Source organism: Leifsonia sp. NPDC080035 (assembly GCF_040050925.1).
Lineage (GTDB): Bacteria > Actinomycetota > Actinomycetes > Actinomycetales > Microbacteriaceae > Leifsonia.
The window spans coordinates 3,688,106-3,701,251 of sequence record NZ_CP157390.1 but is presented as its reverse complement, the minus strand read 5'-3'; the positions used below and the strand labels follow the sequence as shown (position 1 = coordinate 3,701,251).

Annotated in this window: 13 protein-coding genes and 1 tRNA gene; 9 read left to right on the top strand and 5 right to left on the bottom strand. The window is 70.6% G+C overall.

The genetic code is table 11. From position 1 onward, the window contains the following. Nucleotides 1–167: 167 nt before the first annotated feature. Nucleotides 168–1,187, bottom strand: coding sequence for an LLM class flavin-dependent oxidoreductase (locus AAME72_RS17955; RefSeq protein WP_348787892.1), 1,020 nt, complete (start codon nucleotides 1,185–1,187; stop codon nucleotides 168–170). A 40-nt stretch (nucleotides 1,188–1,227) separates the two neighbouring features. Next, nucleotides 1,228–2,028, bottom strand: a complete 801-nt coding sequence (locus AAME72_RS17950) for an alpha/beta hydrolase (RefSeq protein WP_348787891.1) — start codon at nucleotides 2,026–2,028, stop codon at nucleotides 1,228–1,230. Nucleotides 2,029–2,075: 47 nt separating this feature from the next. On the opposite strand from AAME72_RS17950, the gene AAME72_RS17945 reads away from it, so the two are divergent. After that, complete coding sequence (locus tag AAME72_RS17945; protein ID WP_348787890.1) at nucleotides 2,076–2,900, top strand: hydrolase; 825 nt, start codon at nucleotides 2,076–2,078, stop codon at nucleotides 2,898–2,900. Between the two features lie 18 nt (nucleotides 2,901–2,918). Here AAME72_RS17945 and AAME72_RS17940 read toward each other — a convergent pair whose 3' ends face one another. Then, the gene (locus tag AAME72_RS17940; protein WP_348787889.1) at nucleotides 2,919–3,248 is read right to left on the bottom strand and encodes a thioredoxin domain-containing protein; all 330 of its coding nucleotides are present in this window, start codon (nucleotides 3,246–3,248) and stop codon (nucleotides 2,919–2,921) included. Between the two features lie 73 nt (nucleotides 3,249–3,321). Between AAME72_RS17940 and AAME72_RS17935 the strand changes: the two genes are divergently transcribed. From AAME72_RS17935 to AAME72_RS17925, 3 genes are read left to right on the top strand one after another with little or no spacing between them, the layout of a single operon-like run. Beyond that, on the top strand, nucleotides 3,322–3,822 hold the full coding sequence (locus tag AAME72_RS17935) for an FBP domain-containing protein (protein ID WP_348787888.1): 501 nt from the start codon (nucleotides 3,322–3,324) through the stop codon (nucleotides 3,820–3,822). A gap of 11 nt (nucleotides 3,823–3,833) precedes the next feature. After that, nucleotides 3,834–4,502: a response regulator transcription factor gene (locus AAME72_RS17930; protein WP_348787887.1), complete on the top strand. Its 669-nt coding sequence runs from the start codon at nucleotides 3,834–3,836 to the stop codon at nucleotides 4,500–4,502. Further along, nucleotides 4,499–5,725, top strand: a complete 1,227-nt coding sequence (locus tag AAME72_RS17925; protein WP_348787886.1) for an ATP-binding protein — start codon at nucleotides 4,499–4,501, stop codon at nucleotides 5,723–5,725. Before AAME72_RS17930 ends, AAME72_RS17925 begins: the two co-directional genes overlap by 4 nt. A 35-nt stretch (nucleotides 5,726–5,760) precedes the next feature. Here the strand turns inward: AAME72_RS17925 and AAME72_RS17920 are convergent. Further along, a tRNA-Leu gene (locus AAME72_RS17920) sits at nucleotides 5,761–5,843 on the bottom strand. A 38-nt stretch (nucleotides 5,844–5,881) separates the two neighbouring features. Between AAME72_RS17920 and AAME72_RS17915 the strand changes: the two genes are divergently transcribed. Then, the gene (locus AAME72_RS17915; protein ID WP_348787885.1) at nucleotides 5,882–6,487 is read left to right on the top strand and encodes a response regulator; all 606 of its coding nucleotides are present in this window, start codon (nucleotides 5,882–5,884) and stop codon (nucleotides 6,485–6,487) included. 87 nt (nucleotides 6,488–6,574) lie between these two features. Here AAME72_RS17915 and AAME72_RS17910 read toward each other — a convergent pair whose 3' ends face one another. Further along, complete coding sequence (locus AAME72_RS17910) at nucleotides 6,575–6,979, bottom strand: hotdog fold thioesterase (protein ID WP_348787884.1); 405 nt, start codon at nucleotides 6,977–6,979, stop codon at nucleotides 6,575–6,577. Between the two features lie 66 nt (nucleotides 6,980–7,045). Here AAME72_RS17910 and polA point away from each other — a divergent pair, with 66 nt between their 5' ends. The 4 genes from polA (at nucleotide 7,046) to AAME72_RS17890 (ending at nucleotide 13,122) form a co-directional block, all read left to right on the top strand. Continuing rightward, a complete protein-coding gene (gene polA, locus AAME72_RS17905; protein WP_348787883.1) occupies nucleotides 7,046–9,715 on the top strand; it encodes a DNA polymerase I in 2,670 nt (889 codons plus the stop codon). 118 nt (nucleotides 9,716–9,833) lie between these two features. Beyond that, nucleotides 9,834–11,507 carry a DUF885 domain-containing protein gene (locus AAME72_RS17900; RefSeq protein WP_348787882.1) on the top strand — a complete coding sequence of 558 codons (1,674 nt, stop codon included), beginning with the start codon at nucleotides 9,834–9,836 and terminating at the stop codon, nucleotides 11,505–11,507. 13 nt (nucleotides 11,508–11,520) lie between these two features. Continuing rightward, nucleotides 11,521–12,138 (top strand): DUF4166 domain-containing protein, encoded by a 618-nt coding sequence (locus tag AAME72_RS17895; RefSeq protein WP_348787881.1) that lies wholly within the window; start codon nucleotides 11,521–11,523, stop codon nucleotides 12,136–12,138. Then, the gene (locus AAME72_RS17890; protein ID WP_348787880.1) at nucleotides 12,139–13,122 is read left to right on the top strand and encodes a DUF1731 domain-containing protein; all 984 of its coding nucleotides are present in this window, start codon (nucleotides 12,139–12,141) and stop codon (nucleotides 13,120–13,122) included. Nucleotides 13,123–13,146: the final 24 nt, after the last annotated feature.

Sequence of the window (13,146 nt, the reverse complement as noted above, 5' to 3'; positions counted from 1 at the left end):
ACCGCCGTCGTGCGTCGTCCAGTACGCAAGGCACACCCCTTCCATGGGACCGGACGCGATCGTCGCGGCCTGTGCTGCGGCCGATTCGGGTGTGCCGCGCGTCCATCATCCCAGGATCCCCGGAATCGGCCGACCCACCCGTTCGGGGGAGGCGGCGGCGCGTGCGGTCAGTCGCGCCAGCCCAGCTCGCGGCCGATCGCGACGATGTCCGAGAGCAGATGCGCGTTGAAGTCGACGCCGAGCTGGTTCGGCACCGTCACGAGCACGGTGTCCGCCATCCGCAGCGCCTCGTCCTCCGCGAGCTCTGCGACGAGCTTCTGCGGTTCGCCGATGTACGACCGGCCGAACCGGGCGAGACCGCCGTCCAGGTGCCCGACCTGGTCGCGTCCCTCCACCTGCGCGCGGGCGCCGAAGTACCGGTGCGACTGCTCGTCGGTGATCGGGATGATGCTGCGGCTCACGCTCACCCGCGGCTCCCGCTCCCAGCCCATCTCGGACCAGGTCTCGCGGAACCGGGTGATCTGCTCCGCCTGGAGCTGATCGAACGGCACCCCGGTGTCCTCGGTGAGGAGCGTCGACGACATCAGGTTCATGCCCTGCTCCGCCGTCCACTCCGCCGTGGCGCGTGTGCCTGCGCCCCACCAGATGCGGTCGGGGAGCGTGGTCGAGCGCGGCTCGATGGCGAAGCCGCCGGTGCTGCCCGTCATCTGAGGATTCGCGTTCGCCATCGCCTCGCCGGCGATCGCCGCGCGGAACAACGTCGTGTGCCTGCGGGCCATGTCCGCGTCGGTCTCGCCATCGCCCGGCACGTAGCCGAACGACTCGTAGCCCGCCAGCGCTGCCTCGGGTGACCCACGGCTCACGCCGAGCTGCAGGCGCTCGCCGCTGATCAGGTCGGCCGCGGCCGCCTCCTCCGCCATGTAGAGCGGGTTCTGGTAGCGCATGTCGATCACGCCGGTCCCGATCTCGATGCGCTTCGTGCGCGCGCCGATCGCGGCGAGCAGCGGGAACGGGGAGGCGAGCTGCGGTGCGAAGTGGTGGACGCGGACGAAGGCGCCGTCCGCGCCGACCTCCTCCGCCGCCTCCGCGAGCTCGATGGTCTGCAGGAGCGCGTCCGCCGCCGTGCGGACGACGGAGCCGGGGACGGCCTGGTAGTGGCCGAAGCTGAGGAAGCCGATGCGTTTCACGGTGAGGTGCAAGCCGCCGGGCCGGCCGGGTATTCCGGCATCAGTCGCGCAGGCCCTGCTGTTCGAGCCAGACCAGCACCTCGGTCGCGACCTCGCGCCAGCCGTGGTCGATCACGAGGGAGTGACCGCGGTCGCGGAAGGTGATCAGCTCGGTGACGGCGTTGGAGTCGCGGTACTGCTTGAGCGTCGCGTCCGTCGTCACCTCCGGCGCCGTGTTGTCCTCGCCGCCCGCGATGAGCAGCAGCGGGCCCCTGTCCTCGTTCTTCGTGTCGACCGCCGTCTCCGAGTGCATACGGAAATTCGCCGCGGCGGCCTGGAAGATCGGGCGGACGGTGGAGGGGATGGTCCAGCGTTCGTACAGCTCCGTCGCCTCCGCCTCCGGCAGCTGGTTCGCGAAGCCGTACGCGAACTGGTCACGGGTGAGCGAGATCGGCTTGTGGATGTTCGCCGGGTTGCTCAGCACGGGGAACGACGCGCGCAGCTGGCGGAACGGGAGCGGCAGCACGCCCTTGATCTGGGCCGGATCGATCGCGACGCCCGCGTTGCCGTAGCCCTCGCCGATCAGCTTCTCGGTGATGAGGCCGCCGAACGAGTGGCCGATGATGACGGGAGGCACCTCCATCGCCTCGATGATCGTCGCGAAGTGCTTGGTCACCTCGTCGATGCCCTTGTCGGCGACGTCGTCGGGGTTGTCGCGGGTGGCGGCGACCGTGTCGCGCTCGCCGGGCCACAGGGGTGCGACGGGAGCGTAGCCCTCCGCCGTGAAGAGCTCGATCCAGGGCTGCCAGCTGCTCGCGTGCAACCAGAGGCCGTGGATGAAGAGAACGGGTTGGTTCGCCATGCCGCAGAGGGTATTGGGTCGCGGGGTCGCACGGCTAGAGTCGCGGCATGGCGGATTGGCTGTGCGCGACCTGCGCTGTGGAGACGACACCGGTCGAGACCCCGAACGGCGAGGAGCCGCCGGCGTCCTGCCCGATCTGCGAGGACGAACGGCAGTACGTCCCGCCGACCGGGCAGGTGTGGACGACGCTGCAGCGGTTGCAGCGCGAGGGCGAGCACGTCGTCATCACCGAGCTGGAGCCCGACCTGTACGGTCTGAGCAGCGTCCCCAAGGTCGGCATCGGCCAGCGCGCGATGCTGCTGCGCACCCCGGAGGGCAACCTGCTCTGGGACCCGACCGGCTACGTGGACGAGGCGGCGGCGACCGCCGTGCAGGATCTCGGCGGCGTCGCCGTGATCGCCACGAGCCACCCGCACATGTTCGGCGCCCAGACCAGCTGGTCGCGCATGCTCGGCGACCCTCCGGTGCTTGTCAACGAGGCCGACCGGCACTGGGTGCAGCGCGAGAGCCCGGCGATCCGCACCTGGAGCGGCGAGGAGGAGGTGCTCCCCGGGGTGATGCTGCGGACCATCGGCGGTCACTTCCCCGGCAGCGCCGTCGTGCACTGGGACCGCGGCGTCGTGCTGAGCGGCGACACCGTCTTCCCCGGTCCGTCGCAGCGCTGGGTGACGTTCCAGCGCAGCTTCCCGAACGACATCCCGCTGTCGGCGGCGGTGGTCAGGCGGGTCGCCGACCGCGTCTGCGAGCATCCCTTCGAGCGGATGTACGGCAACCTCGGCAACGTGATCCCCGAGGACGCCCGCGGCGCCGTCCTCCGCTCGGCCGAGCGCTACATCGGCTGGGTGAGCGGGGCCTTCGACCACCTCACCTGACCGCGCCGCGCGCGGCGCTCACGGCTGAAGGTACGGCGCCAGCTCGAACTCCAGCGCCGGCTTCGGCTTGGCGCCGACGATGGTCTTCACGACCTCCCCGTCGCGGAACACCTTCATCACCGGCAGCGCCAGAGCCTTGTACTCGGCCGAGCTGCGCGGGTTTTCGTCGGCGTTGATCTTGACGATGCGGATGCAATCGGCGTGCTCACCTGCGATCGACTCCAGGATGGGGGAGAGGGCGCGGCACGGTCCGCACCAAGGCGCCCAGAACTCCACGAGGGTGGTGCCGGGGGCGGCGAGGACGTCGGTGGCGAAGCTGGCGTCGGTGACGCTGTCGAGAGTGTTCATGCCGGAACCGTAAGCCCTGACCCCGGAGGCAAGGTCAAGAACCTGTGCGAGCATGGGACGGGAGGAGGTGCACATGGAGAGCCTGACCCCGCAGCAGATTCGCGAGTCGTTCGTCAACTGCTCCCGCGCCGACGCGGAGGAGCTGCCGCTGCCGCCTGGGATGCACGAGGTGGACTGGTCGCGCCGCGAGTACCTCGGCTGGCGCGATCCGCGCCTTCCGCAGCGCGGCTACGTCGTCGTGCCGACCGCGGACGGACCCGTCGGGATCGTGCTGAAGGCGTCGGAGGCGTCGATGCGCTCGCACGCGCCGTCCATGTGCGGCTGGTGCCAGGACGTGCACTTCACCCGCGACGTCTACTTCTGGTCGGCGCGCAGGGCCGGCCAGGCCGGCCGCAACGGCGACACCGTCGGGACGCTGGTCTGCGGCGGCTTCGAGTGCAGCGAGAACGTGCGGCGCACCCCGCCGCCGCAGTACGTCGGCTTCGACCCGGACCGGGTGGTGGAGGACCGCATCGCCGGCCTCGCCGAGCGGGCCGGACGCTTCGCCGCGACCGTCGTCGGCGCCCGGATCTGAGCGGCCAGGGTGTGGAGTCGCGCCCGCGCATCCTGGTGGTCGAGGACGACCCGCGCCTCGCCGCGATGCTCGGCGAGCTGCTCGGCTCCGAGGGCTATGACGTCGTCACCGCGCACGACGGCCAGCGCGGGCTGCACCTCGGCCTGACCGAGGCGTTCGACGTCGCCGTGCTCGATCGCGGCCTCCCGGTGGTCGACGGGATGGGCGTGCTCTCGGGCTGGCGGGACGCCGGCGTGCTCACCCCGGTCCTGATCCTCTCCGCCCTCGGCACGGCGACCGACCGGGTCGAGGGGCTGGACGGCGGGGCGGAGGACTACCTGGTCAAGCCGTTCGACATCGACGAGCTGCTGGCTCGGCTGCGGGTGCTGCGCAGGCGGCTCAGCGCCACGGTGCCGGTCGTGCGCTTCCCCGGCGGGCGCCTCGACGCGGACGGGCGGACGGTCACGCTGGACGGCGGCGCCGACATCCCGCTGTCCGAGCGCGAGTCCGCGCTCCTCGAACGCCTCGCCCGGCGCCCCGAGCAGGTGTTCTCCCGCGACGACCTGCTGGCGACGGTGTTCGCCGCGGCGGACGACCCGGGCGTGGTCGACACGTACGTGCACCACCTGCGCCGGAAGCTCGGCAGGGGCGCGGTGGATACGGTGCGCGGAGTCGGCTACCGGCTGGGACGCGGGTCGTGAGCGCGCGAGGCGCGGACGGCCGTGGAGGCGACCGGGAGCTGCGCCGTGCCTCCACGCGGCTCGCCGTGCAGTTCGGTGTGCTCATCCTGGTGCTGTTCGCCGCGCTCGGCGGCGTCGTGTACGCGATCGTCGCCGGGTCGCAGGCCGAAGCGGCCCGGCGCGCTGTGGACGACACGTCCCGCATCGACTCCCCGCACGACGCACCGCCGGGGATGTTCGTCACCATCACCGGCGGCCGCGGCACCCTGTCCTCGCCGGACATCCCGGACGGGCTGCCGCTCGAGGCGGCGTTCGAGGCGGTCCGTGCGAGCGGGCAGCCGGACGAGCGGACCGTCACGGCGGACGGCCAGGACTACCTCGTCCGCACGACCCGGCAGGGCGACCACTGGATCCAGGTCGCCTACCCGCTGAGGGAGCAGCAGGAGGAGCTCGCCCGGCTCGCCACCGCGCTCATCGTCTCCGGAGTGATCGCGGCGCTCGCCGCGGCCGGGATCAGCGTGCTGATGGCGCGGAGGGCGATGCGGCCGCTCGCGGACGCGCTGCGGATGCAGCGCCGGTTCGTCGCCGACGCCGGTCACGAGCTGCGCACGCCGCTGACGCTGCTGAGCACGCGCGCGCAGCTCGTGCGGAGGCGGCTGACCGAGCACGACGACCCGGCGGTGGTCGCCGGGGTGGGCGAGATCGTGGACGACTCGCGCGCGCTGACGGAGATCGTCGCCGACCTGCTGCTCGCGGCGGATCCGGGCGAGACGGCCGCGCGCGAGCCGGTCGACCTCGCCGAGCTGGCGGCGGCGGCCGTGCGCTCGGTGGCGCCCAAATCGGAGGAGCGCGGTGTCGAGGTGCGCGTGGACGTGCCGGGACCGGTCGTCGTCTCCGGTGCGGCGGTGTCGCTGCGCAGGCTCGTGATCGCCCTGCTCGACAATGCGACAGACCATGCCGCGTCCCTGGTGACCGTCCAGGTGCGGCGCGCGGGGCGGTGCGCCCTGCTCGTCGTCGCGGACGACGGCGCCGGCTTCCCCCAGGACGACCCGGGCACCGCCTTCGAGCGGTTCGCCTCCACGCGGTCGGGTGAGGCGCCCGCAGCGGTGTCCCGGCATTACGGCCTCGGACTCGCCCTCGTCGCCGAAGTGGCGGCGAGGCACGGCGGCGCAGTGCACGCCGGCAACACGGGGCCGGGAGGCGGTGCGAGCGTCACCGTCGAGCTGCCCGTCGCCGATTCGTGAGCCGGGGACGGCTTAGACCGGCCGGATCGGGGTTGTGCCGCTGGTGGGACTCGAACCCACACGCCCTTTCGGACAAAGCATTTTGAGTGCTCCGCGTCTGCCATTCCGCCACAGCGGCGCACAACAACACTGGAACAATACCGTAGGCTTTTGTCCGTGACTGACCAGGAAACCACCCCCACCGCACCCCGCCGCGTCGTCGTCGCAGAGGATGAGTCGCTCATCCGTCTCGACATCGTCGAGATCCTGCGTGACAACGGTTTCGAGGTCGTCGGCGAGGCCGGCGACGGCGAGACCGCCGTCGCGCTCGCGACCGAGCTGCGCCCCGACCTGGTGATCATGGACGTCAAGATGCCGCAGCTGGATGGCATCTCCGCCGCCGAGCGGCTCTCCAAGAACCACATCGCTCCGGTCGTGCTGCTGACCGCCTTCAGCCAGAAGGAGCTCGTCGAGCGCGCGACCGAGGCCGGCGCCCTGGCCTACGTGGTCAAGCCGTTCACCCCGAACGACCTGCTGCCGGCGATCGAGATCGCCCTTGCCCGCTACCAGCAGATCATCGCCCTCGAGGCCGAGGTCGGCGACATGGTCCAGCGCTTCGAGACCCGCAAGCTGGTCGACCGCGCGAAGGGCCTCCTCAACGAGAAGATGGGCCTGTCCGAGCCGGAGGCGTTCCGCTGGATCCAGAAGGCGTCGATGGATCGCCGCCTCACCATGCACGACGTCGCTCAGGCGATCATCGAGCAGCTCGCGCCCAAGAAGTAGGCCCCACGGGCCCGCGATTCGTCGCGAACGGTCGCCGTTCGTGACGAATGCCGACCATCCGTGACGAATCACGGTTGGGGCAGCGCCTCACAGGTCCTTGATCAGGTTTGTGATGCGGATCGTGGAGCAGCGCCGGCCGCGGTCGTCCGTCACCGCGATCTCGTGCGTCGTCAGCGTACGGCCGAGGTGGATGGGCGTGCAGACGCCGGTCACGTAGCCGCTGGTCGCGGAGCGCGTGTGCGAGGCGTTGATCTCGATGCCGACCGCGAGGCGTCCCTCGCCCGCGTAGAGGTTCGCCGACATCGAGCCGAGCGACTCGCCGAGGACGACGTACGCGCCGCCGTGCAGGAGGTCGGCGGGCTGCGTGTTGCCCTCGACGGGCATCCGGGCGACCGCTCGTTCGACGGTGAACTCGACGATCTCGATGCCCATCTTCTCGGCCAGTGCGCCGAGCCCCCTCTGCTGCACGTACGCGAGCGCGTCCTCGGTCATCCGAACCCTTTCGTCACCGTCGTCGGTCCCGTCTGCAGTGTCACCGGCGGCTTGTAGGCTGTCCTGGTGTCAGACTCCGAAAAGCCTACCCTTCTGATCATCGACGGCCATTCGCTGGCTTTCCGGGCCTTCTACGCCCTCCCTGTCGACAGTTTCGTCAACCGCGAGGGCCAGCACACCAACGGCATCCACGGCTTCATCGCGATGCTCATCAACCTGCTGCAGCAGCAGAAGCCGACGCACATCGCCGTGGCGTTCGACATCTCCCGCTACTCCTTCCGCACCCGCGAGTACCCGGAGTACAAGGGCACCCGCGGCGAGACGCCTCCCGAGTTCGCCGGCCAGGTGCCGCTGCTCCAGGAGGCGCTGAAGGCGATGAACATCACCACCATCGCCAAGGAGGACTTCGAAGCGGATGACATCCTCGCGACGCTCGCCAGGCAGGGTGCAGAGCAGGGCTACCGCGTGCTGCTCGTCTCCGGCGACCGGGACACCATCCAGCTCGTCAACGACGACGTCACGCTGCTCTACCCGAACGTCCGCGGCGTCTCCGAGCTGAAGGTCTACGACCCCGCCGCGGTCCGGGAGCGCTACGGCATCGAGCCGCACCAGTACCCCGAGATCGCGGCGCTCGTCGGCGAGACCAGCGACAACCTGATCGGCATCGACAAGGTCGGCGAGAAGACCGCGGTCAAGTGGGTGCAGCAGTACGGCACCGTGGAGGAGATCGTCGCGCACGCCGACGAGATCAAGGGCGTGGTCGGCCAGAACCTGCGCGACCAGAAGGAGAACGCCCTCCGCAACCGCCGGCTCAACAAGCTGCTCGACGACGTGGAGCTGCCGGTCGGCCCCGCCGACCTCGAGCGCCGCGCGATCGACGAGAACGCGGTGCGCGACATCTTCGCGCGGCTGCAGTTCAAGACCCTGCTCGACCGGTTGCTCAAGACGGCGGCGGAGGACGGGATGCTCGACGGCGCCGCGTCCGTGGAAGCCGACCGCGTCGGCGCGGTCAGCGCTCCCGCCGTGCACACGCTCGTGGACGAGGAGCTTGCCAACTGGCTGACCAAGGCCTCCGCCGACGGCGCGGCCGTCGCCGTCCAGCTGGAGACGGGCCCGGCCGGCATCACGGGCTTCGGGCTGGCATCGGCGGACGAGTCTGTCTACGTGCCGTGGACGGCCGGACGCAAGGACTACGAGGCCCTCGAGGAGTGGCTGGCGAGCGCAGCGCCCAAGTACTTCTTCCACGCGAAGCCGCAGTTCAAGGCGCTGAGCCGCGCGGGCTTCGTCGTCGACGGACTCGCCTTCGACACCAGGATCGCCTCGTGGCTGGTGCGTCCGGGGGCGGCGCCGCAGTCGCTCGCCGAGCAGGTGTACGAGGTGCTCGGCGAGACGCTGCCGGTCTCGGACCCCAACCAGCTCGTCCCGATCAACGACGCCGTGAGCCCGGCGACCGAGGCCTGGTACATCCGCCGCGTCGCGGAGGGCCAGGCGATCGCCCTGGACGACGGCACCCGCGCCGTCCTGGACGACATCGAGCTCCCGCTCGTCGCCGTGCTCGCCGAGATGGAGCTGAACGGCGTCGCGATCGACGGCGAGGTGCTCGCGCGCCTGCGCAGTCAGCTCACCGACAAGGCCAACGACTTCGCCGCTCGCGCCTACGCCGAGATCGGCCACGAGATCAACCTCGGCTCGCCGAAGCAGCTGCAGCAGGTGCTCTTCGAGGAGCTGCAGATGCCGAAGACCCGCGCCACCAAGACGGGCTTCTCGACCGACGCCGCGTCGCTGGCGGACCTGCAGGAGAAGAGCCCGCACCCGTTCCTCGGCCTGCTGCTGCAGCACAGGGACGCGACCAAGCTCAAGCAGATCGTGGAGACGCTCGAGCGGTCGGTGAACGGCGACGGCCGCATCCACACCACGTACGACCAGACCGGCACCAGCACCGGCCGCATCTCGTCCAACGACCCGAACCTGCAGAACATCCCGATCCGCACCGAGGAGGGCCGCGAGATCCGCGCCTCCTTCGTCAGCGGCGAGGGCTACGAGACCCTGCTGACCGCCGACTACTCGCAGATCGAGATGCGGATCATGGCGCACCTCTCCGAGGACCCGGGGCTCATCGAGGCGTTCAACGCCGGCGAGGACCTGCACCGTTTTGTCGGCGCGCGCGTCTTCGGCGTGGAACCGGAGGACGTGACCCCGCTCATGCGCACCAAGGTCAAGGCGATGTCCTACGGTCTCGCCTACGGCCTCAGCGCGTTCGGCCTGTCCAAGCAGCTCCGCATCGAGACGTCGGAGGCGCGTGGGCTGATGACCGGCTACTTCGAGCGCTTCGGCGCGGTACGCGACTACCTGCGGAACGTCGTGGAGCAGGCGCGCGTCGACGGCTACACCGAGACGATCTTCGGGCGCCGTCGTCCGTTCGCGGACCTCACTTCGACCAACAGGGTGATGCGTGAGAACGCGGAGCGCCAGGCGTTGAACGCGCCCATCCAGGGTTCGGCGGCCGACATCATGAAGATCGCGATGCTCGGTATCGCGGGCGATCTGATCGACCAGAAGCTCAACTCGAGGATGCTGCTGCAGGTGCACGACGAACTCATCTTCGAGGTCGCGCCGGGGGAGTGGGACGCGCTGGAGGCGGTCGTCCGCACCCGGATGGCCGGCGCCGCCGAGCTGCGGGTCCCGCTCGACGTCCAGATCGGCCGCGGCCCCAACTGGGACGCCGCCGCCCACTGACCTCTTCCTGAACCACCGACCCACGCAGGCCGCCGAGCACAGGGAAAGTGTCGCGAATCGCGACGATTCCGCGCGTTTTCCCTGTGCTCGCGGGCCGGCGGCGAAATAGGGTCGAGGCATGACGAACGCAGAGAAGCGCGAACCGACTCCGATCGACACGATCGCTGAGGAGTGGGTCGACACACAACTCGAGCTGTACCCGGAGTTCCACGTCTGGCTCGGACGCCCCGGCCGCGAGGGCGAGTACGCCGACTATTCGCCCGCCGGCGCCGAGAACGCCGTCGCCAAGGTGAAGGAGACGCTGGCCAAGGTGCAGGCCGCTGAGCCCGTCGACGAGATCGATCGCGTCACCAAGATGGACCTGGCCCGCGACCTGCAGCTCACGGTCGAGAAGCACGAGGCCGGCTTCAACCAGCGCGACCTCAACGTGATCGCCTCGCCCGCTCAGGAGCTGCGCGACATCTTCGACCTCGTGCCCACCGACACGGAGGAGGACTGGTCGAACGTCGCGAAGCGCCTGCACAACCTGCCGGCCGCGATGGACGGCTACATCGAGACGCTCCGCAGCGGCATCGCCGCCGGCAACGTCCCGGCCATCCGCCAGGTGCACGAGGTCCTCGCCCAGGCGAACAAGCAGGTCGCAGACACCGGCTTCTTCTTCGAATTCACCGGCTCGGCGAAGGCCGGCGACGCCGAACTCCCCGATTCGCTGAAGAGCGACCTCGCCGCAGGGGCGACGGAGTCGGCCGCGGCCTACGCGAAGCTGGCGTCGTTCCTGAAGGACGAACTCGCGCAGCACGCTCCGCAGAAGGACGCGGTCGGCCGAGAGCTCTACGCCCTCGCCTCCCGGGACTTCCTCGGCGCGACCGTCGACCTCGACGAGACGTACGAGTGGGGCATCGAGGAGCTCGCCCGCATGGTCGCCGAGCAGGAGTCGATCGCGAACGAGATCAAGCCGGGCGCGTCCGTCCACGAGGCGATCGCGTTCCTCGACGGCGACGCCAGCCGCAAGCTGCACGGCACCGACGCACTGCAGCGCTGGATGCAGGAGACGAGCGACCGCGCGATCGAGGAGCTCGGGAAGTCGCACTTCGACATCCCCGCCGAGATCCGCCGCCTCGAGTGCATGATCGCGCCGACGCAGGAGGGCGGCATCTACTACACCGGCCCGAGCGACGACTTCGCGCGCGCCGGGCGGATGTGGTGGAGCGTGCCGGAGGGCGTGACCGAGTTCGACACCTGGCGCGAGCTCACCACCGTCTACCACGAGGGCGTTCCTGGCCACCACCTGCAGATCGCCCAGGCCACCTACAACAAGGCCCAGCTGAACTCGTGGCGCCGGATCGCCGGCACCTCCGGCCACGCGGAGGGCTGGGCGCTCTACGCGGAGCGCCTGATGGAGCAGCTCGGCTACCTCGACGACCCGGCCGACCGCCTCGGCATGCTCGACGGCCAGCGGATGCGCGCCGCACGCGTCGTGCTCGACATCGGCGTCCACCTGGAGAAGCAGCTGCCCGACGGTAGCGGCCCCTGGACCGGCGACTACGCGTTCGGGTTCCTCGCCGACAACGTCAACATGAACGAGGGCTTCGTCCGCTTCGAGGTGAACCGCTACCTCGGCTGGCCGGGCCAGGCGCCGTCGTACAAGATCGGTCAGCGGATCTGGGAGCAGCTGCGCGACGAGTACGCCCGCCGGGAGGGCGCATCCTTCGACATCAAGGCGTTCCACAAGAAGGCGCTCGACATCGGCGGCGTCGGCCTCGACACGCTGAAGGCCGCGCTTCTCGACTGAGCGAGGCCGCCGGATGACGTCCCCGTATCGCGTGGTGCTCGGCCCCGCCTTCGACCTGCTGCACCCGAGCCTGCGCGCGTACTTCGACGCCATCCCGTCCGGTTCCACCGGCCGGGGCCGGGGCGTGTTCGACACCGTCGGCACGCCCCGGCGCTGGCTGTGGCCGGTGCTCGCCCTGTTCGCCCGGCCGGGCGTCCTGTTCCCGGTCTGGCAGCACGAGGTGCCGTTCACCGTGCGGAACGCACCGGCGGTGGCGGCGGACGGCTCGCCCGCCGTGCGCGCGGAGCGGACCTTCGAGCTGCGCGGACGCCCGCGCATCATGCGCGACGAGATCGGCGTCGAGGACGGGATGCTCGTGGACAGGCTGGGCGCGCCGGTGCGGGCGGAGGCGGTGTTCGCCGCGCGCGTGCTCGACGGCGCGCTGCGGCTCACCTCGACGAGCGTGGCGATCCGCATCGGCCGGCTGCGCATCCCTGTGCCGCGCGTCCTCGCGCCCGTGATCGTGCTCACCGAGCGCTGGGACGAGGCGCGGGACTGCCAGCGCATCTCGATCGCGGTGGGCCATCGGCTGCTCGGTAGGCTCTACCAGTACGCGGGGACGTTCCGCTACGACATCGCACTGGGGGAGTGAGTGAGCGAGCGCATCGTCATCGCGGGCGCGTCCGGGTTCATCGGACGCTACCTGGCCGAGCACTACCGGGCGCAGGGCGCGACCGTCCTGCTGATCGGCCGGTCCGGCGGGGATGCCCGCTGGGGCGACCCCGACGGGATCCGCTCCGTCGTCACCGGCGCCGACCTCGTCATCAATCTCGCAGGCAAGAGCGTGAACTGCCGCTACGGCGACGCGAACCGGGCCGAGATCTTCCGTTCGCGCCTGGAGACCACCCGCGTGCTCCGCGAGGCGATCGCCGGCTCCGACACGCCGCCTCCGCTCTGGTTCAACGCTTCGACGGCGACCATCTACCGGCACGCCGAGGACCGGCCGATGACCGAGTCCACCGGGGAGCTCGGCATCGGCTTCTCCGTGAACGTGGCGAAGGCGTGGGAACGGGAGTTCTTCGCGGGCTCGCTGCCGGGCACGCGGCGCGTCGCCCTGCGGATGGCCATCGTCCTCGGCGACGGGTCCGCCCTGCTGCCGCTGATCGCGCTCGCCCGCTTCGGGCTGGGCGGACCGCAGCGGGACGGCCGTTGGTTCGCCACGACCGCGCGCCGCAACGCCGGCACCTTCCACGAGTTCCGGGCGCGCGGCGGACGCCAGAAGTTCAGCTGGATCCACATCCGCGACGTGCTCGGCTCCATCGAGTTCCTGCGCGCGCAGCCCGGGATCGACGGGCCGGTGAACCTCGCCGCGCCGAATCCCAGCGACAACCGCACGATGATGGCGACGCTGAGGCGGGTGCTCGGGGTTCCGGTCGGCCTTCCCGCCTTCCGCTGGATGCTCGAGGCCGGCTCCGCCGTCATCCGCACCGAGACCGAGCTGGTGCTGAAGAGCCGCTGGGTGCTGCCGGAGCGCCTGCTCGACGCGGGCTACGTTTTCGCCTTCCCCGAGCTGGAGCCGGCGCTGCGCGACATCGTCTCCTCGCGCGAGTTGCTGGACGCGGCGGCCAGTCGGTAGACTAGAACGTCACTTGTGTGACAT

Excerpts from the sequence above, each read along its gene's own strand:
- AAME72_RS17950 (WP_348787891.1), bottom strand. The coding sequence starts at position 2,028 with ATGGCGAACCAACCCGTTCTCTTCATCCACGGCCTCTGGTTGCACGCG.
- AAME72_RS17945 (WP_348787890.1), top strand. The coding sequence starts at position 2,076 with ATGGCGGATTGGCTGTGCGCGACCTGCGCTGTGGAGACGACACCGGTC.
- AAME72_RS17940 (WP_348787889.1), bottom strand. The coding sequence starts at position 3,248 with ATGAACACTCTCGACAGCGTCACCGACGCCAGCTTCGCCACCGACGTC.
- AAME72_RS17935 (WP_348787888.1), top strand. The coding sequence starts at position 3,322 with ATGGAGAGCCTGACCCCGCAGCAGATTCGCGAGTCGTTCGTCAACTGC.
- AAME72_RS17910 (WP_348787884.1), bottom strand. The coding sequence starts at position 6,979 with ATGACCGAGGACGCGCTCGCGTACGTGCAGCAGAGGGGGCTCGGCGCA.
- AAME72_RS17900 (WP_348787882.1), top strand. The coding sequence starts at position 9,834 with ATGACGAACGCAGAGAAGCGCGAACCGACTCCGATCGACACGATCGCT.
- AAME72_RS17895 (WP_348787881.1), top strand. The coding sequence starts at position 11,521 with ATGACGTCCCCGTATCGCGTGGTGCTCGGCCCCGCCTTCGACCTGCTG.